This window comes from Rhizobium sp. BK316 (genome assembly GCF_014193695.1).
Lineage (GTDB): Bacteria > Pseudomonadota > Alphaproteobacteria > Rhizobiales > Rhizobiaceae > Rhizobium.
The window spans coordinates 332785-356028 of sequence record NZ_JACHZR010000001.1; the positions used below are offsets into that span (position 1 = coordinate 332785).

Sequence of the window (23244 nt, forward strand, 5' to 3'; positions counted from 1 at the left end):
CGGTCATATTGGCGGATTCAGCGGGCAGATCGGGAAACACCGTTTTTCTCCTCCAATTTAGAAGCAAATTATCCTTCATGCCCGATTCCGGAAATTTTCTATCTCTATAAAATCTATGAATTTACAATGATCTATCCACATTCCGGGCGGAATGAATTTGAACATTGCGGGAGAGGGATATGAAAATCAACCGACGCAACCTGCTGGGCACGGCTGCCGCCGCTGTCCTCACCTTCACCACCTATACGGCCCATGCTGCCGACGTCACTCTCAATATCGGCTACCAGCCGATCGTCGAGCCGTCGCGCGTGCCGCAGGCCGATGGTACCTATGAGAAAGAGACCGGAGCCAAGATCAACTGGCAGAAATTCGATGGCGGCGCTGATGTCATCGCAGCCATCGCCTCCGGTTCCATCGATATCGGTTATGTCGGCTCGTCGCCGCTTGCTGCGGCTGCCAGCCGCGAACTGCCGATCGAGACGATCTATGTCGTCGGCCTGATCAGCGAGGCCGAAGCGCTTGCGGTCAAGAACATCACCAAGCCGGAGGACCTGAAGGGCAAGAAGATCGCCACCCCCTTCGTTTCGACAGCGCATTACAGCCTGCTGACGGCCTTGAAACACTGGAAGGTCGATCCGAAATCGGTGCAGATCCTCAACCTGCGTCCGCCGGAAATCGCTGCCGCCTGGGAACGGGGTGATATCGATGGCGCCTATGTCTGGGATCCGGTTCTGGCGCAACTCAAGAAGAGCGGCAGCATGCTTGCCACTTCTGCCGACGTTGCCAAGTGGGGCGGCCCGACCTTCGACGCCTGGATCGTCAGCAGGAAGTTCGCCGAAGCTCATCCCGAAATCGTCACAGGCTTCGTGAAGGTCACGGGTGCGGCTTACGCATCTTATCTCGCCAATCCGGACAGCTGGAACGCGACGTCCCCGGAAGCCGAGAAGATCGCGAAACTGACGGGCGCCAAGGCCGATGAAGTGCCCGCGCTCCTCAAGGGTTATACCTTCCCAACGTTGAAGGAGCAGGCCAGCGCCGATCTCCTGGGCGGCGGCACGGTGAAGGCAGTTGCCGAAACCTCGGCCTTCCTTCTGGAACAGGGCAAGATCCCTGGCGTGCTGAAGGACTACAGCCCCTATGTCTCCGACCGCTGGGTCAAGGAAGCCGCTAAGGCCGGTCTCTGATCCTCCCAAGGGTCCCGGTGCGGCTCCGGCCGCGCCGGTTTCATCTGTAGGTGATGTCCATGAGCATACTTTCTCTGCAATCCTTATCGCTCGACTACATCGAGACAGGCAGCCGCCGAAAAAGACGGGTGCTTGAGGACATCAACCTGCATATCGCTTCAGACGAATTCGTTGTCGTCATCGGCCGTTCGGGTTCCGGCAAGACCAGTCTTCTCAATCTCGCGGCGGGTTTCGCTGAGCCGAGCGAAGGCCGTCTGCTCGTCGATGGCCGGGAGATCGATGGCCCAGGCGCGGACCGGGCCGTCGTCTTTCAGGACGATGCGCTCTATCCCTGGCTGACCGCTGCCGGCAACGTCGCCCTTCCGCTGAAGCTCCAGGGCATCTCGAAAGGTGAGAGACAGCGTCGCGCGGCGGACCTGCTTGCCAAAGTCGGGCTCGACGGTGCGGGCGACAAGAATATCTGGGAACTCTCCGGCGGCATGCGCCAGCGTGTCGGCATCGCCCGCGCCCTGGCCTCCGGCCCGCGTTTTCTCTTGCTCGATGAGCCTCTTGGCGCGCTGGATGCGCTGACGCGCAGCCGCATGCAGCAGTTCCTGCTCAATGTCTGGGCCGAGAGCAAGACTGGTGCCTTGCTGATTACCCATAGCATTGACGAGGCCCTATTGCTTGCCACACGCGTCATCGTGCTGGCGCCCAATCCCGGCCGCATCGTGGCTGACATCAAGACAGATTTCGGCGGGGCGCTGCTCGACAACAAGAGCGCAAAGGAGATCAAGGCGCTGGCGGCATTCAAAAGCCTGCATGACGAGCTGACCGCGCTCATCCACGCGGATGAAGAGGAGATTGCTGCATGAGCGTCGAGGCAGAAACACTCACGACAGCAGTTTCCGACCAGCCGGTCGAGATGCGGCCGAAAGGTCGTGGCACGCTGCGGATCTCGTTTGTAACAATCGCCGTCATCATCGCCGCCTGGAGCCTCGCTTCGGCCTATGGCGCTGTCTCACCGGTTTTCCTGCCGTCACCATTTGTCGTGGCAAAATCGCTCGCCAATGTGGCGGTTAACGGTTTCGTCGATTCCACGCTTGCCGAACATACTCTGGCGAGCCTGCTGCGCATCTTCGCGGCACTCGCCGTCTCACTTTTGATCGGCGTGCCCGCAGGCATTGCCATCGCCACGAGCCGTATCGGCAAGGGTATCCTCGATCCGGTCGTCGAATTCCTGCGTCCTTTGCCGCCGCTTGCCTATCTGCCACTGATCATCATCTGGGTCGGCATCGGCGAGGCCTCGAAGGTCACGGTGATCTCGCTTGCCATGCTGCCGCCGATTATCCTGTCGACGGTCTCGGGCGTCAAATCCGCCCCGGCGGATTTCGTCAATGCGGCCCGCTCCTTCGGTGCCACGCGCTTCCAGCTCCTGCTGCATGTCATTCTTCCGGGCGCGTACCCGTCGATCCTGACGGGTACGCGCATTGCGCTCGGCGCCGGCTGGTCGACACTCGTCGCAGCCGAGTTGGTGGCGGCAAGCCAGGGCCTCGGTTTCATGATCCAGTCGGCAGCGCAGTTTCTGGTGACCGACATCGTCATCGGCGGCATCATCGTCATCGCCGCGATCGCCTTCCTGCTGGAATTGCTGGCGCGCTTGATCGAACGGCTCTTCGTGCCTTGGGCAGCACATCGCTGAAGGTCTATCATCGCCTTGCTGATCAAATTATCCTAAGGCTGTATCGCGCCGCGTGACCGCGAGGTGGTAGCGTGGCACGCGCACAATGCCGGAGGATGAAATGACGAAGAAGACGCTGTCGGACTGGGAGGAACTGGCGGAAAAGGAGCTGCGCGCAGCGCCGGAAACGCTGACCTGGCACACACCGGAAGGCATCGACGTCAAGCCGCTCTATACGGCCGCCGATCTCGACGGTGCCGACGCGGACACTCTTCCCGGCTTTGCGCCGTTCACACGTGGCCCGCGTGCCACCATGTATGCCGGTCGACCCTGGACGATCCGGCAATATGCCGGCTTTTCGACCGCCGAAGCGTCCAACGCCTTCTATCGCCGGAATCTTGCCGCGGGCCAGAAGGGGCTTTCCGTCGCCTTCGACCTCGCCACCCATCGCGGTTATGACAGCGACCATCCGCGTGTCGTCGGCGATGTCGGCAAGGCAGGCGTGGCGATCGACAGCGTCGAGGACATGAGGATCCTCTTCGACGGCATTCCGCTGCAGGACATGTCGGTTTCCATGACCATGAACGGTGCGGTCATCCCGATTCTCGCGAATTTCATCGTCGCCGGCGAAGAGCAGGGCGTTTCGAAGGCGGAATTGTCGGGGACCATTCAGAACGATATTCTCAAGGAGTTCATGGTCCGCAACACCTATATCTACCCGCCGGAACCCTCGATGCGCATCGTTGCCGATATCATCGAATATACGGCAAAGGAGATGCCGAAATTCAATTCGATCTCCATCTCCGGCTATCACATGCAGGAGGCCGGCGCGACGCTGGTGCAGGAGCTTGCCTTCACGCTGGCCGATGGGCGCGAATATGTGCGGGCAGCGATCGCCAAGGGACTTGATGTCGACGACTTCGCGGGGCGCTTGTCCTTCTTCTTCGCGATCGGCATGAACTTCTTCATGGAGGCGGCCAAGCTCCGCGCTGCCCGGCTGCTCTGGACGCGCATCATGGAGGAATTCCAGCCGAAAAAGACTTCCTCGCTGATGCTGCGCACCCATTGCCAGACCTCGGGTGTCTCGCTGCAGGAGCAGGATCCTTACAACAACATCATCCGCACCGCCTTCGAGGCCATGTCGGCCGTGCTCGGCGGCACGCAGTCGCTGCACACCAATTCCTTCGACGAGGCGATCGCGCTGCCGACGGAATTTTCCGCTCGCATCGCCCGCAACACCCAGCTCATCCTGCAGCACGAGACCGGCGTCACCAACGTCGTCGATCCGCTCGCCGGCTCCTATTACGTGGAGAGCCTGACGAAGGAACTGGCCGACAAGGCCTGGGCGTTGATCGAGGAGGTCGAGGCGCTCGGCGGCATGACGAAGGCGGTCAACGAAGGCCTGCCGAAGCGCCTGATCGAGGAAGCTGCCGCCCGTCGTCAGGCCGCCGTCGACAAAGGCGACGAGGTCATCGTCGGCGTCAACAAGTACCGGCTGGAGGCCGAACATCCAATCGATATTCTGGAGATCGACAACAGTGCGGTGCGTGCCGCGCAGATCCGCCGCATCGAGGACACCAAACGACGCCGCGATGGTGCGAAGGTGAAGGAAGCGCTGGCGACTCTGTCTGAGGTCGCCCGCAGTGGTGACGGCAATATGCTTGCAGCAGCCGTCGAAGCCGCCCGGGCACGCGCCACCGTCGGTGAAATCTCCGATGCGATGCGCGAAGTCTTCGGCGACCATTTCGCTACGCCCAAGGTTATCAGCGGTATCTACGGCAGCGCTTATCGCGACGAACCCGAGCTCGATGTCCTGAAAACCCGTATGGCTGAAGTAACCGAAGCCATGGGCCACAAGCCGAAGATCATGGTCGCTAAGCTCGGCCAGGACGGGCATGATCGTGGCGCGAAGGTGATCGCCTCGGCCTTCGGCGATGTCGGTTTCGACGTTCTCGCCGGCCCGCTGTTCCAGACGCCCGAAGAGGCGGCCGGCATGGCGGTCGGCGAGAAGGTCAACGTCGTCGGCGTCTCGTCGCTGGCGGCCGGTCACCGGACCCTGCTGCCGCAACTGATCGAACGGCTGAAGGAACAGGGCGGTGGCGATATCATCGTCGTCTGCGGCGGTGTCATCCCGCGACAGGATTACGAATTCCTGCATGAACACGGCGTTGCTGCAGTCTTCGGCCCGGGTACCAATGTACTGGAGGCCGCGAACTCCGTTCTCGACCTCCTGCAGGGGATCCGGCGGAACCAGTAGCTTAGAGCAATCCGCGCTTTGCGAGATTGCCCATCAGGGATGAGATGCCGAAGGTCCAGGGTGGGCATTCGGTGGAAAGCCGGACCGTATTGACCAGCGCGCCAAGGCCGGCGGACGAAATTTCCACGACATCGCCGATCTTGTGCGTGAAACCCTGGTTCTTTGCGTCGCGATCCTGCGTCGGCGCAAAGAGCGTGCCGAGGAACAGCATGAAACCATCGGGGTACTGATGGTGGGCGCCGACCGTCTGCTTGACGAGATCGGTCGGATCGCGGCTGATCTGCGACATGGAGCTCTTGCCATGCAGGATGAAGCCATCCTCGCCAGTGACCTTGAGATCGAGCTCGGCCTTGCGCACGTCATCGAGGCTGTAACCCGCATCGAAAAGCCGGACAAAGGGACCGATGGAGCAGGAGGCGTTGTTATCCTTCGCCTTGCCGAGCAGCAGCGCGGAGCGGCCCTCGACGTCGCGCAGGTTCACGTCGTTGCCGAGTGTGACGCCCTTGATCTCGCCGCGGCTGTTGACCGCCAGCACAATTTCCGGCTCCGGATTATTCCAGGTCGAGATCGGGTGAAGACCGACATCGGAACCCCAGCCGACCGATGAGAGAACCGGCGATTTGGTGAAGACTTCCGCGTCTGGGCCGATACCGACTTCGAGATATTGCGACCAGATGCCTTCCTCGATCAGCGCCTGCTTGACCTTGGCGGCTTCCGGCGAACCGGCCTTGATATTGGTGAGGCTGCCTCCGATCAGCGTGCTGACGCGCTCGCGGATGGAAGCGGCCCGATCCGCGTTGCCGGCGGCCTTTTCCTCGATGACGCGTTCGATCATCGACTGGGCGAAGGTCACGCCGCAGGCTTTGATCGCCTGCAGGTCTGCCGGCGCCAGAAGATAGGCCTTACTCGCATCCGGCCTGCCGGTGCTGTTGGCTGCGATCTCCTCCAGCGTGCCAAGCGGCTTGCCGGTTGCGGCTCGGACGAACTCCGCCGCATCGGCTCGCTCCAGCAGCGCGCTGAGGGTCGGGGCCTCGGCAGAGGTGATGTCGATGAGGGCGCCATCGCGCAGTGTCACGATGCTTGGCCCGGCTACCTCCGGGTTCCAGGCGCGACCGACAAAGAGACCGCCCGAAGCGGCAGCATCGAGGGGGAAATGGGACATGGTGATCTTCCGTCACAGGCGGAGCGGGGAGCGCTCCTGCAGAATTGGATAGCTGCCGTCCTCCTACCCGACGGCGGCGAAAATCGAGCACATTCATCGGACAAGAGCAAGTCTCAACAGGCGAAAAGCGGTTCGTGCCTGCTTTATGCGTGTGCAAAGCAACAAAGTGCCAAAGCGGCATTTCGTCATAACTTATAACTATTTAGATACAAAATAACCTTTCTATTTCATATATTTACCAAGGAGGCAAAACTCTTTTGCCGCAGATCTTGCCTTGACAGGGCCACTCTTTCGTTATCTGTTTTGCACCATGGAGGAGGGGCGGCGGATGCCGACCTGCGAAAGTTTTCCCGGGAGGATAATACTGCGATGCTGAGATTTGCCGTCGTCGGGATCGACCATGGGCACACGTTCGATCATGTGAAGGGATTGCTGGCTGCGGGCGCCGAATTCGTCGGCTATTGCCCCCAGACATCAGTGCCCGCGATCCGCGAAATGTTCGAGAAGACCTATCCGGATGCGCCGCAGATCGACCGGGAAAAGATCTTCGCCGATCCCTCGATCGACGTCATCTGCATTGCCGCCATTCCGCGCGACCGCGCTGGCTTAGCGATCCGCGCCATGAAGGCCGGCAAGGACGTCATGACCGACAAGCCGGGTGTGACGACCTTCGCCCAGCTGGAAGAGGTCAAACGCACCGTTGCAGAAACCGGCAAGATCTTCTCCATCTGCTTCTCCGAGCGCCATTGCGTGCGCTCCGCCGTCAAGGCCGGCAAGCTGGTGAAGGAAGGGGCGATCGGCAAGGTCATTCAGACGCTGGGCACGGGACCGCATCGGCTGCAGTTGCCGACGCGGCCGGACTGGTTCTTCGATCCGGAAGCCTTCGGCGGCATCATCGTCGATATTGCCTCGCACCAGATCGACCAGTTCCTTTTCTATACCGGCTCGACGACAGGCGAGGTGGTCGCCAGCTCGATCGGCAATTTCGGCATGCCGGAGAAACCGGCTTTCCAGGATTTCGGCGACGTGTTGCTGCGTTCCGACACGGCAACCGGTTACATCCGCGTCGATTGGTTCACGCCGGAGGCGCTGCCGACCTGGGGTGACGGACGCCTGACTATCCTCGGCACCGAGGGCTATATTGAATTGCGCAAATATATCGATATCGCCGGCCGGCCGGGCAAGGATCACCTCTTCCTCGTCAACGGCAAGGAGATGACGCATATCGATTGCAGCAGCGAGAAGCTCGACTATTTCGATGCTTTCGCAGCCGATGTACGCGACCGCAGCGAAACGGCGATGACGCAGAGCCACGTCTACGAAGTCTGCCGCCTGTCGCTCGAAGCACAGACGAAGGCAGCCCGCATCGGTACCCGCTAAGGAAAACATCATGACACGGAAACTGCGCGTCGGCGTCCTCGGCGCGGGCATTGCCGAACGGCATTTGACAGGCTTCAGCTGGAACAGCGATCTCTTCGAGGTTCCCGTTCTCTGCTCCCTCGACGCGGATCGCGGCAAGGCGCTCTGCGAAGAGCACAAGATTCCCGAATATACGCAGGATACGGATTCGCTCTTTGCTCGCGACGATCTCGATGTCATCGATATCGCCACCCCGCCGAGTTCGCATTTCGAGCTGTGCAGAAAGGCGATCGAGAGTGGCAAGCATGTGATCTGCGAAAAGCCGCTCTTCGGTTCGATTGCCGAAGTGGATGAGATGGCGCGCATCCTCGCTCGGTCGAACGGCCGCAAGCTGATGCCGATCTTCCAGTATCGCTATGGCAGCGGCCTGCAGAAGCTGAAGCTGTTGATCGAGCGCGGCCTCGCCGGCAAGCCGTTCCTCACCACAATCGAAACGCATTGGTGGCGTGGGCCGGATTATTATGCGGTGCCGTGGCGCGGCAAATGGGCAACGGAACTCGGCGGCGGCCTACTCGGCCATGCGATCCACGCCCATGACATGTTGAACTATGTGCACGGCGCCTGCGCCGAGGTGTTTTCCTACGGTGCGACGCTCGTCAACCCGATCGAGGTCGAGGACACTGCCTCGCTGTCGGTGAAGATGAAGAACGGCTCGCTCGCCACGCTCTCCATGACGCTCGGCTCCCGCAAGGAAATCTCCAGGCTGCGCTTCTGCTTCAGCGATCTCGTCGCCGAAAGCATTCTGGAACCCTACACGATGGGCCGCGATCCCTGGACCTTCATCGCCGGGACAGACGAGCATCAGGTCAGTATCGACGCCGCGCTTGCCGGCTACGAAGTGAAGGAAGACGGCTATACGCGTCAGTTTGAGCTCTTCCATCAGGCGATCATCGAGGACCGCGATCCGCCGGTGACCTTGCAGGATGCGCGCAACTCCCTGGAGCTGGTGACTGCCGCCTATCACTCGCAGCGTACCGGCCAGCCGACGCCGATGCCGATTGCGGCCGATCATCCACTTTATCGTTCCTGGCTTCCGGAAGAAGAACGGCGTCTTGCCGCCGGGGTTTAAGGCAAAGATCGTGCTGAAATCATTCGAACATATCGGCATGACGGTCAGCAATATGGATCGCGCGATCGAATTCTATTGCGGTCTGCTGGGCCTGAAACTGCATCTGCGCAAGCAGATGCCTAACGGCATGCAGGTCGCCTTCCTCGACGCCGGCGGTGGCATGCTGGAGGTTTTTGCGCCGCCTGGCGGTGCCGCAAGAGCTGTCGACCTTCAAGATGGAACGGCCGGCGTCAAGCACATAACCTTCCATTTCGAAAACGTCGAGGAAACCTTCGCCCGCCTGGAAGCGGCGGGTGTAGAAATCAAGGAACGGCCGCGTTTTGCGGTCCATTCCGAGATGTTGAACAGGATCGCGTTTGTCCGCGATCCGGATGGAATCATTGTCGAGCTTGCGGAGCGGTCGCAGAACCGGCTCGCCTGAGAGCGTCATGCCGATCGCGATGAGCTGAAAGGAAAGGGCGCGGTGTGAACCGCGCCCTCGGCTTTTATCTATGTTCTCCCGACGCCTTTTTCTTGGCTTCGTCATCCACCAGTTCGTACCACATGGCGTTGAGGACGGCGAAAGCGGCTGCCAGCGGCAGGCCGAGAATCCATGCGAAATACCACATCGTTTCGTCTCCTCAGTAAGCGTGGCTGTTCTTGTCGGTGACGCTCTTCTCGTCGACCTTGCCCCACAGCACCTTGTAGACCCAGGCGGTGTAGGCAAAGATGATCGGCAGGAAGATGATCGTGGCCACCAGCATGATGAATAGCGTCAGGTGGCTGGACGACGCATCCCAGACCGTCAGGCTCGCCCTTGGATCGAGCGACGAGGGTAGGATGAACGGGAACATCGAAAGACCGACCGTCGAGATGATGCCTGTTATCGCGAGGTCGCTGAAGAGCAGAGTTGCGACCTCGCGGCGGACCCGCATGGCAAGGAATGCCGCGCCTGCGCCCAGGAAGCCGAGGATCGGTGCTGCAATCATCCAGGGATAGGTGTGGTAATTGGCAAGCCATGCACCGCCTTCCGGCGTCACGGTTTTCAAAAGCGGGTTCGACGGGCCGATCGGGTTGATATCGCTGGTGATGCGATAACCGCCGACACCCATCCAGAGAAACAGGCCGCCGAGCGCGAAGAGCACGATGACGGCGAGCGCCGCGATACTGCCGTAGCGACGACTGCGCTCGGCAACCGGTCCCGTTGCCTTCAGCATCAGCCATGCGCCGCCGTGCATCACGAGCATGGCGACGGAGAGCAGGCCGCAGAGCAGGGCATAGGGGTTCAGAAGCGCGAAGAATGAGCCTTCATAGAAGATGCGCATGTCGTTCGCGAAGCGGAAGGGCACGCCCTGCAGCACATTGCCGACGGCAACGCCGAAGATCAGCGACGGCACGAAACCGCCGACGAAGAGTGCCCAGTCCCAATTGCTGCGCCACCGAGGGCTCTCGCGCTTGGAGCGGTATTTGAAAGCGACCGGGCGCAGGATGAGCGCAAGCAGAATTGCGAACATCGCCAGATAAAAGCCCGAGAAGGAGACCGCATAGAGCGGCGGCCAGGCGGCGAAGATGGCGCCGCCGCCTAGGATGAGCCACACTTGGTTGCCTTCCCAGGTGGCGCCGATCGTATTGATAGCGATACGGCGTTCCGCATCGTTCTTGGCAACGAAGGGCAGGAGCGCACCGACGCCAAGGTCGAAGCCGTCGGTGGTGGCGAAGGCTATCAGGAGCACGCCGAGCAGCACCCACCAGATGATGCGCAGGGTTTCATAATCGATAAGTTCGTGAAGGATCATGACGGTTCACTCCGCGGCTGGAACGAGGGTTTCGGAAACAAGCTTTGCTTCCGGCTCGTGGTCCGGTTCCGGTCCTTGCTGGATTGCCTTCAGCATCAGCTTCATCTCGATGATGATCAGCGTTGTGTAGAGTACGGCAAAGCCGCAGATCGTCAGCAGCACCGTGCTGGCGCCGAGGCTGGAGACGGCGACGGCCGTCGGCAGCACGCCTTCGATCACCCAGGGCTGACGGCCGAACTCGGCAACGATCCAGCCGAGTTCGATCGCCACCCACGGCAGCGGGATGGCAAATACCGCGATGCGCAGGAGCAGCGGATATTTGTCCAAATGCCGGCGGGCCGACAGCCAGAAGAAGGTTGCCGTCAGCACGATGAAGAACATGCCGAGGCCGACCATGATACGGAACGACCAGAAGAGCGTCGGCACATGCGGGATGGTGTCGCGTGCGGCCTGAGCGATCTGTTCGTCGGTTGCCTGACGCGGATCGTCGACATAGCGCTTCAAGAGCAGGGCATAGCCGAGATCGTGGCCGAGATCCTCGAAGGAGCTGCGGACTTCCTGGGCAACCTGATCCTGGGCAGGCGCGGACCGGATCTGCATCAGCGCGTCATAGGCCTTGATGCCGTCGCGAATGCGGGTTTCTGCCTGCTGTTCCAGCTGATCGATACCAGGGATTTCCGTCGTCAGCGAGCGGGTGCCGATGAGGCCCATGACCCAGGGGATATGGACGGCGAAATGTGTTTCGCGCGCTTCCTGATCCGGGAAACCGAAGGCGGTGAAGGCGGCCGGAGCCGGCTCCGTCTTCCACATGGCTTCGATTGCGGCGAGCTTCATCTTCTGGTTTTCGGTGGCGAGATAACCGCTTTCGTCACCGAGAACGACCACCGACAGGGCCGAGGCGAGGCCGAAGGAGGCGGCAACCGTCATCGAGCGTTTGGCAAGTTCGACGTGCCGGCCCTTGAGCAGGTACCAGGCAGAAACGCCAAGCACGAAAATCGAGGCACAGACATAACCCGCCGAAACCGTGTGGACGAACTTCGCCTGGGCGACGGGGTTGAAGACCACGTCGAAGAAGCTTGTTATCTCCATACGCATCGTCTGCGGATTGAGCGCCGAACCGACAGGGTTCTGCATCCAGCCATTGGCGACAAGGATCCAGAGCGCCGAGAAATTCGACCCAAGGGCCACCGCCCAGGTGGCGGCCAGATGGCCGACCTTCGACAGCTTGTCCCAGCCGAAGAAGAATAGGCCGACGAAAGTCGCTTCGAGGAAGAAGGCCATCAGGCCTTCGATCGCCAGCGGCGCACCGAAGATGTCGCCGACATAATAGCTGTAATAGCTCCAGTTCATGCCGAACTGGAATTCCATGACGATGCCGGTCGCGACGCCGATGGCAAAATTGATGCCGAAGAGCGTGCCCCAGAATTTCGTCATCTGTCGCCAGATCTGGCGACCGGTCATGACATAGGTCGTTTCCATGATGGCAAGCAGCACGGAAAGGCCGAGCGTCAGGGGCACGAACAGGAAGTGATAAAGCGCGGTCAGCGCGAATTGGAAGCGCGATAGCGCTACGATGTCTAGTTCCATTGTCTTTCTCCCACGGTCCCACGGGGTATCAAGAGTTTCTGCATGGCCGGCCGGCCATGCAGGGCATGCCTGTTCGCTCAATCCGGCCGAAGCCGGTCGAGCGCCTTTTCGAACGCCGCCTCTCCACGGCGCGAAACCTCTGTGATGCGGCCGTCCTCGATGACGACAATGCGGTCTGCGAGTGCCGCTTCACGGCGGATATGCGTGGCGATGACAAGCGCGCGGCCTTCGGCTCTTAGCGCGAGGCGATGGAGCACGTCACGCGCGGTGCGACCGTCGAGCCCCTCGGTCGGCTCGTCGAGCAGCCAGAGCGGCGTATCGCGCAGGAAGAGACGTGCGAGCGCCAGCCGGCGTGACTGGCCGCCGGAAAGCCCCATGCCGCCTTCGCCGAGCGGCGTATCGAGACCTGATGGCAACGCGTCGACATCGGCAAGCAGGCCGGCAGCGGCGAGCGCGCCGCGCAACTGATCGTCATCGGCATCGGCTGCCGCGAGCAGCAGGTTGCCGCGCAGCGTATCCTGGAAAAGCTCGGTCCGCTGGGTGAGCAAGGTTGTATCCAGTGCTGCGGCCACGCCGGCTGCCGGCGGCAATTCGCCTGAAAGCAGCGAGAGCAGGGTCGATTTGCCGGCGCCGCTGCTGCCGACCACGGCGATGTGCTCGCCGCGGCGCAACTCGAGCGTCACGTTGCGCAATGCTGACCGTGTCGCCCCGTCATGTGCGACGGTGATATCCTGGAGCGCGAAGGCAAGCTCATGGGCCGGAGCTTTAGGCGTGAGGTCTGCTTTGACGGCCGAAAGCCGTGGCGCGATGCGTTTGGACGCCAGCATCGTCCTGCCGAATTCCAGGGCGCCGCGGCGCAGTGCGGCGAAAGGTTCGGTCGCGGCAAATGCGACGAGCACGCCGAGCGCGGCAATAGGCGCGGTGATCGCGCCGGTCCGCATCAGCATGGCCACGATCAGCAGAGACGCGACCAGCAGGGCGGTGGAGAAAAGGCCAAAGCCGAAGGTCACGCCGCTCTCGATGCGGTTCAACCGGTCGTCGGCCTTTGCAGTATAGGCGTCAGCAGCGGCGATGGCCTGCTGCTGTGCGGCAAGTCGGTTCGCCATGAGAAGATCGGTCTGGCCGGCGACGAGATCGATGGCCCGGGACCGGATGGTTTCAATGCCGTAAGCGCGGCGGCGCGCGTACTTCAACGCCAGCCGGCCGGCAGCGAGCGGCAGGCCAAGCCCCACTAAAACGAGACAAAGGCCGAAGAGCAGGCCGAACAGCGGATGCATCAGCCCGAGCGTGACGCTGGCAACGAGTGCCGCGCCGACTGCCACGGCTGCCGGCACGAGAACGCGAAGATAGAGTGAATCCAGCGCATCGATATCGGCCGTCAGGCGGAAAAGCAGCCGGGCTGGCCGGTCGAGAAGCGCGCGTGCTGCGCCGGCGGCGGCCCAGCCGCGGAACAGACGTTCGCGAAGGGCAGCAAGCACAGCAAGCGTTGCATTGTGAGTAGTCAGCCGTTCGCCATAACGCGCCGCGGTGCGCAGGATCGCAAGGAAACGAATGCTGGCCGATGGTGCAAAGACGTCAAAGGTCGCGGCAACGGTTGCCGAAAGACCTGCAAGGGCGGTCGCGGTGATGAACCAACCTGAAAGGCCGAGCAGCGCAATGCCAGCCGTGACGGTCGCAGCCGACAATGCGGCGCCAAGCAGCAGCTCTTTGCGGCGTGTCTGCATGAAAAGACACAAGACCGGTTTGATATCGGTGAAGAAAGAGGTCATTCGGCAGCCTCCTGAACACGATCCGCATCAAGGCGGATGGCGCGGTGCATGCGTGCTGCAAGCAGCGGATCGTGTGTCGCGACGATCAGCGTGCGCCCTTTTGCGAGCGCGAGCAGGCTCTCGGTGATCTCGGCCGCCGTCTGAGCATCGAGATGGGCGGTCGGCTCGTCGGCAAGGATGATGCGGATATTGGGATCGCAGGCAGCCCGCGCGATAGCGAGCCGCAGCGCCTCGCCGCCCGAAAGACCGATGCCGGCCTCGCCGAGCGGGCGATGGCCATAGGCCTGCGCGACACTGCCAAGCTTTGCGAGATCGAGTGCCTTGGAGACGTCTGTCTTTTTGATGTCGGGTCTGCCGAGCGCAATATTGCCGGCAATGGTGCCCGCGAAAATGTGCGGCTTCTGACCGATCCAGGCCATCTTGCCGCGACCCTCGTTCGCGCCGCCGATCAGAACCCGGCCTTCATTGCAGGGCGCCAGGCCGGCGATCAGCGACATGAGGGTCGACTTGCCGGTACCACTGGCGCCGAGCAGTGCCACGTGTTCGCCGGCGGCGATACCGAGGTTGAATGTGTCGAAGATCGGTACGTGCTCAGGTCTATAGCGGAAGCCGACATTTTCCAGGCGTATATCGAAGGCTTCTGAAACGGCGGTAACCTGGGCATTCTGCTGATCGGGAAGCACCAAGCCCCCGGCGGCTAGCCCATCCAGCGCCTTCAGCACAGCCTGGCCCGAGGCGCGGTCATGCCAGACGGCCGAGAGTTCACGCAATGGCTCGAAGAAGGCAGGTGCGAGCAGCAATACGAACAGGCCCTGCGAAAGGTCGAGACCGCCGGACCAGGCGCCGAACCGGATTTCGCCGAGCAGGCTGAAGCCGACATAGACGGCGGTCATCGCCACGCCGAGCGCCGAGAAGAGTTCGAGTACGGCCGAGGACAGGAAGGCGATCTTCAGCACGGCCATGGTGCGCGTGCGCAGTGATTCTGCCTCCGCGCGAAGCCGGAGCGCGGTGGCATCGACCGCATCGAGCGAGCGGATCGTTGCAAGCCCGCGCAGGCGATCGAGCAGGAAAGCGTTGAGGCCGCCCGTTGCGACAAGCTGCTTTTCGCTCGCAGCCTGCGCCCGCCAGCCAATCAGCGCCATGAAGATCGGAATGAGCGGCGCTGCAAACAACAGGACGAGCGCAGCGATCCAGGAGATCGGAAAGATGCAGACGAGGATGACGAGCGGTACGAGGCTCGCCTTCATCCGCGCCGGCTGGAAACGGGAGAGATAGGGCACGATCAGCTCGGCCTGTTCGCCGAGTACGCTGGCGGCCTCGCCGGATGCAGGGCGGCCCGCATTAACTGGCGAAAGACGGGCAAGCAGCCCTACTGCGGCGACGCGCTTTTTACTGAGTTCGGCTCGTGCTGCGCGGAAGGCAAGGCGGCCGCCAGCCGCATCGAGACAGCTTTTGACGACGCCGAGCAGCAATACCAAGACCGCTGGCCAGAGGATATCGGCAAGGCCGCCGCCATCGGCGAGCCGACCGACGGACCATGCAAGCAGACCTGCTTGCGGAATCCAGAGCGTGGCTGCGAATGCCTGTAACATTGCGGCGCTGCGCAGACGGCTTCTGGTCCCGCTCGGCTTGTGCGCCGCGGCCTCGCGGGCGGGCGCCCCCGCCGTCTGCCGGTCTCTCGCGTCGAAGAAAGCACTGCTCATGGCGCTAGCTCTTGCTGGCAGAATTGGGACGGCGGCGGCCAAGCGAAACGACCTTGTCCTTGGCCTCCAGAAGTTTGGTCACCTTCGCACCTAACGAGAGTAACGTTGCAAGTCTTTCTGTTTCAAGTTGTTTTACGTCTTCATACCAGTGCGTCAGCTGTTCGATGAGCGTATGCATCTCGCTCATGCGCTCCTGCGCATGGCGTTCGGCCTCGCTTGCCGGGCGCTGCATCAGGATCTCGCGCAGCATCGACAGCGTCGGATCGACCTCGCGCTTCTTGCGCTCTTCGGCAAGCGTTCTGAGGATCAGCCAGACATCGTCGGGTGTTGTGAAGAAGTCGCGCCGGTCATCCGGCTTGTGGCGCAGCAGCACCAGGTTCCAAGCCTGCAGTTCGCGCAGACTCATGGAGACGTTCGAGCGTGATATTCCGAGTGCATCGACGATCTCTTCGGCGCAAAGCGGCGAGGGCGAGACGTAAAGCAAGGCATAGATCTGGCCGACCGTGCGGTTGATTCCCCAGCGGGAGCCCATTTCACCGAAGTGCAGAACGAAGGACTGAACGAGAGGTGGAAGGTTCATTGTCGTTTCCGTTGCGTCTGTGATTTCAGAAATTTCTGAAATCACTATACAGACTTTCGCATTTGTGCCGCAATTGCGCAGGCAGGGCTGCGGCAATTTGGATGCATGCTTCGATGGTCCGCCTTTTTAGTAGACGGACACCGCACGCCTGGAATTGATTTAAGTCAAATTTCGTAAAGACAAAACGCCCGGCAGACGAGCATCTGCCGGGCGTTTTATCTCGGATAAATTAGTGGAAAGGGGCGCGAGCCTCAGATCAGGCCGGTCAGGATGCCGATGCCGGCAACGGCAGCAAGGCTGCCTGCGGTGCGAGTGACGAAGGCGCCCTGACGCTCGCCGAAGCGGGCAATCAGAAAACCGAGACCGAGACCTGCCATGTGCAGCAGGGCAGTGGCGATCATGAAGCCCGCGGCATAGGCAGCACCTCCGGCGTTTTCAGGCATTTCGGCGCCGTGCGCATGGCCATGGAAGATCGCAAACAGGCCGACGATACCCATCGCGACAGCCGTGGAGGCGCGGATGTTCAGCGCAACGATCGCGCCGAGCACGATGACGGAAAGCGCGATGCCTATTTCAACGAGGGGTACATTGATGCCGGCGATGCCAAGAGCGCCGCCGAGTGCCATGACGAGCACGAAGGTCGTCGGCACGGCCCAGACGGCCCGGCCACCAAGCTGGAAAGCGAGGATACCGACCATGATCATGGCAAGGATATGATCGAGGCCGGAAATCGGATGGCTGAAACCGTGCATAAAGCCGGCCGTTTCGCCGACGCCGGTATGGGCATAGGCGACTGCCGGAAGCGCCGCGGCGGCAAGCGCAAGAGCGCCGCTTTTGAAGATTGATTTCATTATGGAATTCCCTCTGAGTTTTTAGATCCCGCGGCTGCCGACTCCTCAGGCACGGTTTCACGTCGCGTCACCAAGCTAGTCCACCGAGATTTTCCCGTCAACGAAAAGTACAGGAATAGATAGGAATTTCAATTGCTTATATCGTATGCAATTGCCTTTTTGAAAGGCGGCTTCACAAGGGGCGCTCAACCGGATTATCAATCATCTTGCGAAGGAGAGAGCCGCCGCATCTTGAGGAGGATCCCATGACGAATACCGAAAGGCCACTGGCGATCAGCGCGCCGGAGCCGCGCACGCTGGACCTGATTTTCAGCGACAAGGCGCGCGCCGAACTCAACGCGAAATACGAGATCGTAGAGGCCGATGCCGATGATATCGCCGGCCTTGGCGATGATATCCTCTGCAGGACGCGCTACATCATCGGCCAGCCTCCGCTGTCGGCGGAGACGCTTGATCGTATGCCACAGCTCCGCTCGATCCTCAATGTCGAGAGCAACCTCCTCAACAACATGCCCTACGACATACTCTTCCAGCGCGGCATCCATGTGGTGACGACCGGGCAGGTGTTTGCACAGCCGGTGGCGGAAATCGGCCTCGGCTTTGCGCTGAGCCTCGCGCGCGGCATCGTCGATGCCGATGTGGCTTTCCGGGAGGGAAATGAACTCTGGGGCGGCGAAGGCAATACCAGCGCCCGGCTGATATCGGGCTCCGAGATCGGGATCGTCGGTTTTGGTGATCTCGGCAAGGCACTGCGGCGGACCCTGTCTGGCTTCAAGGCCAGGATCAGGGTGTTCGATCCGTGGATGCCACGTTCGATCCTGGAGGAAAATGGCGTGGAGCCGGCGAGCCTGAGTGACGTGCTGACGCAGAGCGATTTCGTCTTCGTCGTCGCCTCGGTTACAAGCGAGAACAGGGGCTTCCTCGGCGCGGATGCCTTCGCCAGCATGCGAAAAGGTGCCGCCTTCATCCTGCTCAGCCGTGCCGATGTGGTGGATTTCGATGCACTGATGGCCGCCGTCGCCTCCGGCCATATCGTTGCGGCAAGCGATGTCTATCCGCAGGAGCCGCTGCAGTCAGACCATCCGGTGCGCAACCTCAAGGGTTTTATCCGCTCGGCCCATCGCGCCGGTGCGCTCGACAGCGCCTTCAAGAAAATGGGTGATATGGTGCTGGAGGATATGGATCTGATGGATCGCGGCCTGCCGCCGATGCGCTGCAAGCGGGCGGAGCGCGAAACGGTGTCCCGTATGCGCTCCAAACCCGTTTCTGTGAACTAAGCGGCGCGCTGGCCGGTGCCCTGGATGGCGGCAAGCTTCCAGTCGGCGCCGGACTTGCGCACGAAGGTCCAGATCTCGGTGCTTTCGCTCGCGCGGCGGTCGTCGCCCGAGACGAGGCGGCCACTGTCGCGCTCGACCATCGCGTCGATCGAGGAATAGCGCATCGCCAGCGTCGCATATTCCTGACCGTTCTCACGCCAGGCTTCGGCGATGTCGCCCTGCAGCAGCTTGACGTCGGTAACCTGGTTGCGGACGCCGTTGGTGGCGTTCTCGCCAAGCTCTTCGGCAAGGTAGGACATGGCTTCCGGTGTCGTCAGGCGGCGCAGCGCACCATAATCTTCCGCACCATAGGCGGTCTGAACCTTGGTCAGCAATTCCTCGAACTGATCGAGATCCGCCTGGGCAAGGCCGATCTCATCGCGCGGGCGCGCATTGCTCCGCTGCTGGGAGCCAGAGCCCGAACCGATGGCCGGAATATGGAAGGTCGAACCGCCATTGGCCGGCGACATGTTGTAGGACTGCGGCCCGCTATAGCTCTGGCCACCTGCGCCGTAGGACGGCTGGCGGCGGTTGGCGAAGAAGCGCATGGCAAGCGTGATCGCACCGAAGATCAGCGCGATCTGCAAGAGCATGCCGAGGAAACCGAAGCCGCCGCCGAAGCCGTGGCCGAGCAGCATGCCGAGAAGACCGCCGGCAATCAGGCCGCCGATCATTGAACGGCCGAAGCCGCCGAACAAACCGGGGCGCTGCTGGGCAAAGCCGGGCTGCTGCGTGTTATAGGGCGCGGTCGTCTGCGGGCGCGGTGTCATCGAGCGTTCGATGGGCGCAGCCGGGGCGGGGGCGGTGCTGGTGGCAGGAGGCGCACTGAAGGTGCGCGTGCCGCGGCTTCCGAATCCGCCAAAGCTGCCTGCGCGGCGCGCATCGGCATCACCGATCGAAGCAAAAACGGTAGCGCCTGCAAGAACGGCAATCCCCGCGATCCTGGCAAAACGCGAAACGGCACTGGGCATTTCAAACCTCCTGTCATGCGCTCAACGGCATGTCACGGCCTAATATAGGTATTCTTTCCGCTCTGTGAAGTTGTGCGTTGCTACTGGCAGACGTCGACCCATTCGGCTCCGGTGATTTCCGCCAACCGGCCGGTCGAAATACGCACTGCAGAATTGGTCGACCCGGCGGCCGGCACGACTTCCTCGAACTGCTTCAGCGACACATCGCAATAGACAGGCAGCTGCGCAGGCAGGCCGAAGGGGCAGACCCCGCCGACCGGATGGCTCGTCACCGCGAGCACTTCTTCGGCATCGAGCATGCGCCCCTTGCCGCCGAAGGCATCCTTGAATTTCCTGTTGTCGAGACGCGACGTGCCGCTCGCCACAATCAGCATGGTGCGGTCGCCGACGCGCAGGCAGATCGTCTTGGCGATCTGCGCGGGCTCGACGCCGTGCGCCGCGGCCGCGAGCGTGACGGTCGAAGAGCTTCCGGCCGTTTCGATGATGGCGATGTCGGGAGCGTTGGCAGCGAAGAAGGCGCGGACGGATTCAAGGCTCATGGGATGGGATACTTTTGGATGAACGGCCAATCTGGAGCCGCATGCGAATGCGACGTGGGATTCATGTATTTGCGGTCCAACTTAATATTTAGATCTCAGAAAATTCAATCGCGTAGTTTCCGAGAAAGCATTTCTGTGCGTCTCGAAAGGCGATCTGGATTGCTCCCGATTTCTAAGTCATGGATATTGCTGGAAAAGCGTCTTTGACGATGCAGCCTTCGGCGATTGGGGACAGAGCAGTGAGCAAGCCGAACTATCGGGATATCGCCCGCCAGGCAGGTGTGGGAACCGCCACCGTCGAACGGGTGCTGAACGGCCGGGGTGGGGTTCGTCCCGAACTGGTCGAAAAGGTCATCATCGCCGCGCGGCCACCGATCGATGGGAGGAGGCGCTACTGCTTCGGCAGATACTTCGCGATCTCTGGGCCAGGATTTGATTACCATATCGCATTGGCCGAAAACCGGCAGGGATGATCTCGTCTTGAAACCATTCCCTGCCGGATATTCCCTTGGCAATTTTAGCGAGGAGTCCGATCTATTCATCGGATAAAGCGAGGTCCCGGCGCAGCCAGGATGGGAAGGTATCGAAGCCGTTCACGATGCGACGACGTCTCCACCGGGCAATGATGGTTGCGACAAGAATCTGTCTGAAACTGAACCGCGAGCAAAGCTCGCGCATGGATGCCGACAGGCTTTCGCCGGCGCGTTGATTGGTCATGATCATCAGCGGTCAGAATCCTGAGCCGCCCTTCTTTCAAGCTGAAAGTGCGCAGCGACATAGCGCGGACATCACCGCGCCCAGACGCTGCGTGCGAAACGATGCCATCTTTGGATGGGGAAGCTTGAAAGGTCTCGGATATGATCGAGGGTTGGGAGCTTCGAAGGCCTATGCCAAAGAGGCGTTGGACGAAGAAATATCTGTCATTGCACGCCTCCATTGTTGAGTTACTCCGCCGCAACCCTTAGCCGATTGCGAAGATACAAGCAAGAGCGCGGTCTCGCATTCTTCGAAAAGCCGACAGCGTGATCGTCGCGCTCCCATGTAGAATTCATCCCATAGCGAATCTCTTCAGGCTTGCGAGAAGATTGCGCCATCAAAATCCGGGATCAAACAGCTAGAATTCATCATGGGAATGTGTGCTGATGTTCGCATACTGCCGGGAAAATCGGGCAGCGTCGCACAACTAGTGACGCGATTCGTCCCGTTTTATTCTACTATAACGTGTGGCACGAAGCGCGACAGGTTGGCCGTTATGCGCGAGCGGTCTTCGCGCACGGCAAGGCCGCAGGCGCGATCGCCGACGACCCAGCTGCCGAGCACGGCGAAGCCGCCATCGCTTTCGAAAAGCGGGGCATACGCCTGGACAATGAAGCCTTCGTCGCCGTAATCGCCGGGAGCGGAAATCAATTCCCGGCCATCTCTGAATATTGTGACGTTTTCGCCTTCCCGTGACAGCAGCGGTTTGCGCACATAGTCGGTCAAGGCCGAGGCTGCCGGGTCGTCCGCGAAATAGCTGGGCAGGAGGTTGGGGTGATTGGGGTGGCGTTGCCAGAGCAGAGGCAGAAGCCCTTTGTTGGAGAGGACGGCTTTCCAGGCGGGCTCGATGAAAACATCGCCCGAGCGCACCAGTTCGCGGGCGAACGGCTCGCGCAGCATGAATTCCCATGGGTATAGTTTGAAGCACCGGTCGATTACTCGATCCTTGAGGTCAGTGTAGCGGCCCTGCGCATCGATGCCGATCTCGCGCATGTCCATAAGCTCGACGCGATGGCCGGCCTGCACGGCACAATCCATCAGGTAAACCGTCGTGCCTCGATCCTCCTCATTGTCGGTCATCGCCGCGAAGTGGAAGATCGGCTCTTTGGAAAATTGCCCGAACGCCTCGACGAGGCTTTCCTGCAAGGAATTGTACTGGTCCGCATCCTTGGGCAGGACACCCAAAGCCATCTGGTCGGTCAGCCAATTGAACTGGAAATAGGCTGTCTCGAACACCGAAGTCGGCGTATCGGCATTGTATTCGAGCAGTTTGGCCGGCCCGGTACCGTCGTAAGCGAGATCGAATCGGCCATAGAGATGCCTGTCGCGGCGCTGCCAGGATCGCTGCACCACATCGCGCAGGTCCTCCGGAATGGCCAGCCTGTCGAGTGACTCTTCGCTGCTGACGATATCACCGACCATATCCATGCACATGTCGTGCAGTTCCTGGCTCGGCTCTTCGATCTGCATCTCGATCTCATCGAGCGTGAAGGTATAGGCGGCATCGTCGAGCCAATAGGGCTCGCCGTACATAACATGAAAGCCGAAACCTACGGCGCGCGCCTTGTCACGCCAGTCGGGACGCGCCGGAAGAGTGATGCGCTTCATATCAGCCGCCGAAACTGAAGGATGAACGGCCACCGAAGCCTTGACGGGCGACGGTGCGGGTATTGACGTTGACCGGCTTGACACTCTGGCGCGAGGGCGCAAGCGTCGTGTCACTGCGCGTGCCGCCTGAGCGAACCGTCGTTGTTACTGTCTGCCCCGAGCGATTGCGATAAATCGGCGTCGAACCGTAGTAGTTGCCGCTCTCCTCCTGGCGCCGACGATAAACGTTGTAGTCGCCAATGTTGTTCAGTGCCGAAGACAGCATGTAGCCTGCCAGGAACGGCACAAAGAAGCTGCCGCTTCCGCCGGTATTGTTAGGTGAAGCATTGGCCGACTGTTCAGTGCATTGGCCCGAACCGTACTCGGCCTCGCACGCGGCCATGCCGTTGAAACGCGGCGCGTTGGCGAGATGAGCCCGCATGGCATCCTGATATCCGGCCTGACAGACCTGCCGGTCCATGCCGGATTCCACGCATTGGTCGACGGAGGTGAACATTGTTTCCGAAGGCGTCTGGTCGCCGCAACCGGATAACGCCAAGGTTGAGGCGGCGATGGTGCCAAGGGCCAGGAAGGGTCGTTTGTGCCCGCTCTTGCGTCTGCGCATCTTTCCCTCCCCTCAATAGGTCATGCAGGCGGCATTGAGAATACCGATGACCAGTGCGATGCCGCCGCCCCATATGCCCGCGGCGATATTGCCGGCCGTGATCTTCTTATGCAGGTCCGTCATAGTGAAATTCGCGATGTAGTAAGCGAGGATCTGCGCCAGGATGCCGATCACCGCCCATATGATGTAGTCGACGACGCTGACCGAATTGGCTGCGGCCGAAGCGAGAGGCAGGCTGAAACCGACAAGCGCTCCCAGGAATGCGGTAACGGCCGCAAGATTGCCGGCGCGAATGAGCTGGACTTCCTCTTGCGGCGTCAACCATGTGTAAATCACCGAAAAAACGGCAAAGGCGGCAAGACCGATGGCAAAATAACCAAGGAATGCGGGCAGACCCGCCACGTAATCGAGCATTGAAAAAGTTCTCCGTTGTA

The 23244-nt window shown here is 61.0% G+C and carries 22 protein-coding genes and 1 pseudogene; 9 read left to right on the top strand and 14 right to left on the bottom strand.

Going from position 1 to position 23244, the window contains the following annotated elements; translation table 11 throughout:
• Positions 1–179: 179 nt before the first annotated feature.
• The 4 genes from tauA to scpA all read left to right on the top strand — a co-directional run bounded on the left by tauA (position 180) and on the right by scpA (position 5101).
• Positions 180–1184: a taurine ABC transporter substrate-binding protein gene (gene tauA / locus FHT87_RS01435; RefSeq protein WP_183798888.1), complete on the top strand. Its 1005-nt coding sequence runs from the start codon at positions 180–182 to the stop codon at positions 1182–1184.
• 59 nt (positions 1185–1243) lie between these two features.
• On the top strand, positions 1244–2038 hold the full coding sequence (locus tag FHT87_RS01440; RefSeq protein ID WP_183798891.1) for an ABC transporter ATP-binding protein: 795 nt from the start codon (positions 1244–1246) through the stop codon (positions 2036–2038).
• A 50-nt stretch (positions 2039–2088) separates the two neighbouring features.
• A complete protein-coding gene (locus FHT87_RS01445) occupies positions 2089–2865 on the top strand; it encodes an ABC transporter permease subunit (protein ID WP_246698169.1) in 777 nt (258 codons plus the stop codon).
• Positions 2866–2965: 100 nt separating this feature from the next.
• Positions 2966–5101: a methylmalonyl-CoA mutase gene (gene scpA / locus FHT87_RS01450; RefSeq protein ID WP_183733480.1), complete on the top strand. Its 2136-nt coding sequence runs from the start codon at positions 2966–2968 to the stop codon at positions 5099–5101.
• Position 5102: 1 nt separating this feature from the next.
• On the opposite strand, the gene FHT87_RS01455 is transcribed toward scpA, so the two are convergent.
• Positions 5103–6263, bottom strand: coding sequence for a fumarylacetoacetate hydrolase family protein (locus FHT87_RS01455; protein WP_183798894.1), 1161 nt, complete (start codon positions 6261–6263; stop codon positions 5103–5105).
• A 369-nt stretch (positions 6264–6632) separates the two neighbouring features.
• Here FHT87_RS01455 and FHT87_RS01460 point away from each other — a divergent pair, with 369 nt between their 5' ends.
• From FHT87_RS01460 to FHT87_RS01470, 3 genes are read left to right on the top strand one after another with little or no spacing between them, the layout of a single operon-like run.
• Positions 6633–7643, top strand: coding sequence for a Gfo/Idh/MocA family oxidoreductase (locus tag FHT87_RS01460; protein WP_183798897.1), 1011 nt, complete (start codon positions 6633–6635; stop codon positions 7641–7643).
• Positions 7644–7653: 10 nt separating this feature from the next.
• The gene (locus tag FHT87_RS01465; RefSeq protein ID WP_183798900.1) at positions 7654–8751 is read left to right on the top strand and encodes a Gfo/Idh/MocA family oxidoreductase; all 1098 of its coding nucleotides are present in this window, start codon (positions 7654–7656) and stop codon (positions 8749–8751) included.
• Positions 8752–8761: 10 nt separating this feature from the next.
• A complete protein-coding gene (locus FHT87_RS01470) occupies positions 8762–9172 on the top strand; it encodes a VOC family protein (RefSeq protein ID WP_183798902.1) in 411 nt (136 codons plus the stop codon).
• A gap of 64 nt (positions 9173–9236) precedes the next feature.
• On the opposite strand, the gene cydX is transcribed toward FHT87_RS01470, so the two are convergent.
• The 7 genes from cydX to FHT87_RS01505 form a co-directional block, all read right to left on the bottom strand.
• The gene (gene cydX, locus FHT87_RS01475) at positions 9237–9359 is read right to left on the bottom strand and encodes a cytochrome bd-I oxidase subunit CydX (RefSeq protein WP_183733466.1); all 123 of its coding nucleotides are present in this window, start codon (positions 9357–9359) and stop codon (positions 9237–9239) included.
• A gap of 12 nt (positions 9360–9371) precedes the next feature.
• Entirely contained in the window at positions 9372–10526 is a 1155-nt protein-coding gene (cydB, locus tag FHT87_RS01480; RefSeq protein ID WP_183733463.1) for a cytochrome d ubiquinol oxidase subunit II, read from the bottom strand.
• Between the two features lie 6 nt (positions 10527–10532).
• Positions 10533–12113 (bottom strand): cytochrome ubiquinol oxidase subunit I, encoded by a 1581-nt coding sequence (locus tag FHT87_RS01485; RefSeq protein ID WP_183798905.1) that lies wholly within the window; start codon positions 12111–12113, stop codon positions 10533–10535.
• A gap of 77 nt (positions 12114–12190) precedes the next feature.
• Positions 12191–13882 (bottom strand): ATP-binding cassette domain-containing protein, encoded by a 1692-nt coding sequence (locus tag FHT87_RS01490; protein WP_183798908.1) that lies wholly within the window; start codon positions 13880–13882, stop codon positions 12191–12193.
• Entirely contained in the window at positions 13879–15585 is a 1707-nt protein-coding gene (gene cydD, locus FHT87_RS01495; RefSeq protein WP_183798912.1) for a thiol reductant ABC exporter subunit CydD, read from the bottom strand. The genes FHT87_RS01490 and cydD overlap by 4 nt, the downstream gene beginning before the upstream one ends.
• 4 nt (positions 15586–15589) lie before the next feature.
• A complete protein-coding gene (locus FHT87_RS01500) occupies positions 15590–16165 on the bottom strand; it encodes a GbsR/MarR family transcriptional regulator (RefSeq protein ID WP_183733449.1) in 576 nt (191 codons plus the stop codon).
• 251 nt (positions 16166–16416) lie between these two features.
• Positions 16417–17016, bottom strand: coding sequence for a HupE/UreJ family protein (locus FHT87_RS01505; RefSeq protein ID WP_183798915.1), 600 nt, complete (start codon positions 17014–17016; stop codon positions 16417–16419).
• 245 nt (positions 17017–17261) lie between these two features.
• Between FHT87_RS01505 and FHT87_RS01510 the strand changes: the two genes are divergently transcribed.
• Complete coding sequence (locus FHT87_RS01510; RefSeq protein WP_183798918.1) at positions 17262–18293, top strand: hydroxyacid dehydrogenase; 1032 nt, start codon at positions 17262–17264, stop codon at positions 18291–18293.
• Here FHT87_RS01510 and FHT87_RS01515 read toward each other — a convergent pair.
• Both FHT87_RS01515 and FHT87_RS01520 read right to left on the bottom strand, forming a co-directional pair.
• A complete protein-coding gene (locus FHT87_RS01515) occupies positions 18290–19303 on the bottom strand; it encodes a Tim44 domain-containing protein (RefSeq protein WP_183798921.1) in 1014 nt (337 codons plus the stop codon). The two genes, FHT87_RS01510 and FHT87_RS01515, sit on opposite strands and share 4 nt — an antisense overlap.
• 80 nt (positions 19304–19383) lie before the next feature.
• The gene (locus FHT87_RS01520) at positions 19384–19842 is read right to left on the bottom strand and encodes a YbaK/EbsC family protein (RefSeq protein ID WP_183798924.1); all 459 of its coding nucleotides are present in this window, start codon (positions 19840–19842) and stop codon (positions 19384–19386) included.
• A 239-nt stretch (positions 19843–20081) separates the two neighbouring features.
• On the opposite strand from FHT87_RS01520, the pseudogene FHT87_RS01525 reads away from it, so the two are divergent.
• Positions 20082–20210, top strand: a pseudogene (locus FHT87_RS01525) (helix-turn-helix domain-containing protein); the annotation flags it as partial.
• 166 nt (positions 20211–20376) lie between these two features.
• On the opposite strand, the gene FHT87_RS01530 reads toward FHT87_RS01525, so the two are convergent.
• The 4 genes from FHT87_RS01530 to FHT87_RS01545 all read right to left on the bottom strand — a co-directional run bounded on the left by FHT87_RS01530 (position 20377) and on the right by FHT87_RS01545 (position 23224).
• Positions 20377–20565: a hypothetical protein gene (locus FHT87_RS01530; RefSeq protein ID WP_183733434.1), complete on the bottom strand. Its 189-nt coding sequence runs from the start codon at positions 20563–20565 to the stop codon at positions 20377–20379.
• Positions 20566–21048: 483 nt separating this feature from the next.
• Positions 21049–22206 carry a glutathionylspermidine synthase family protein gene (locus FHT87_RS01535; protein ID WP_183733431.1) on the bottom strand — a complete coding sequence of 386 codons (1158 nt, stop codon included), beginning with the start codon at positions 22204–22206 and terminating at the stop codon, positions 21049–21051.
• A 1-nt stretch (position 22207) separates the two neighbouring features.
• Entirely contained in the window at positions 22208–22810 is a 603-nt protein-coding gene (locus FHT87_RS01540) for a DUF1190 domain-containing protein (protein WP_183733428.1), read from the bottom strand.
• A 12-nt stretch (positions 22811–22822) separates the two neighbouring features.
• Positions 22823–23224, bottom strand: a complete 402-nt coding sequence (locus tag FHT87_RS01545; protein ID WP_183733425.1) for a DUF350 domain-containing protein — start codon at positions 23222–23224, stop codon at positions 22823–22825.
• Positions 23225–23244: the final 20 nt, after the last annotated feature.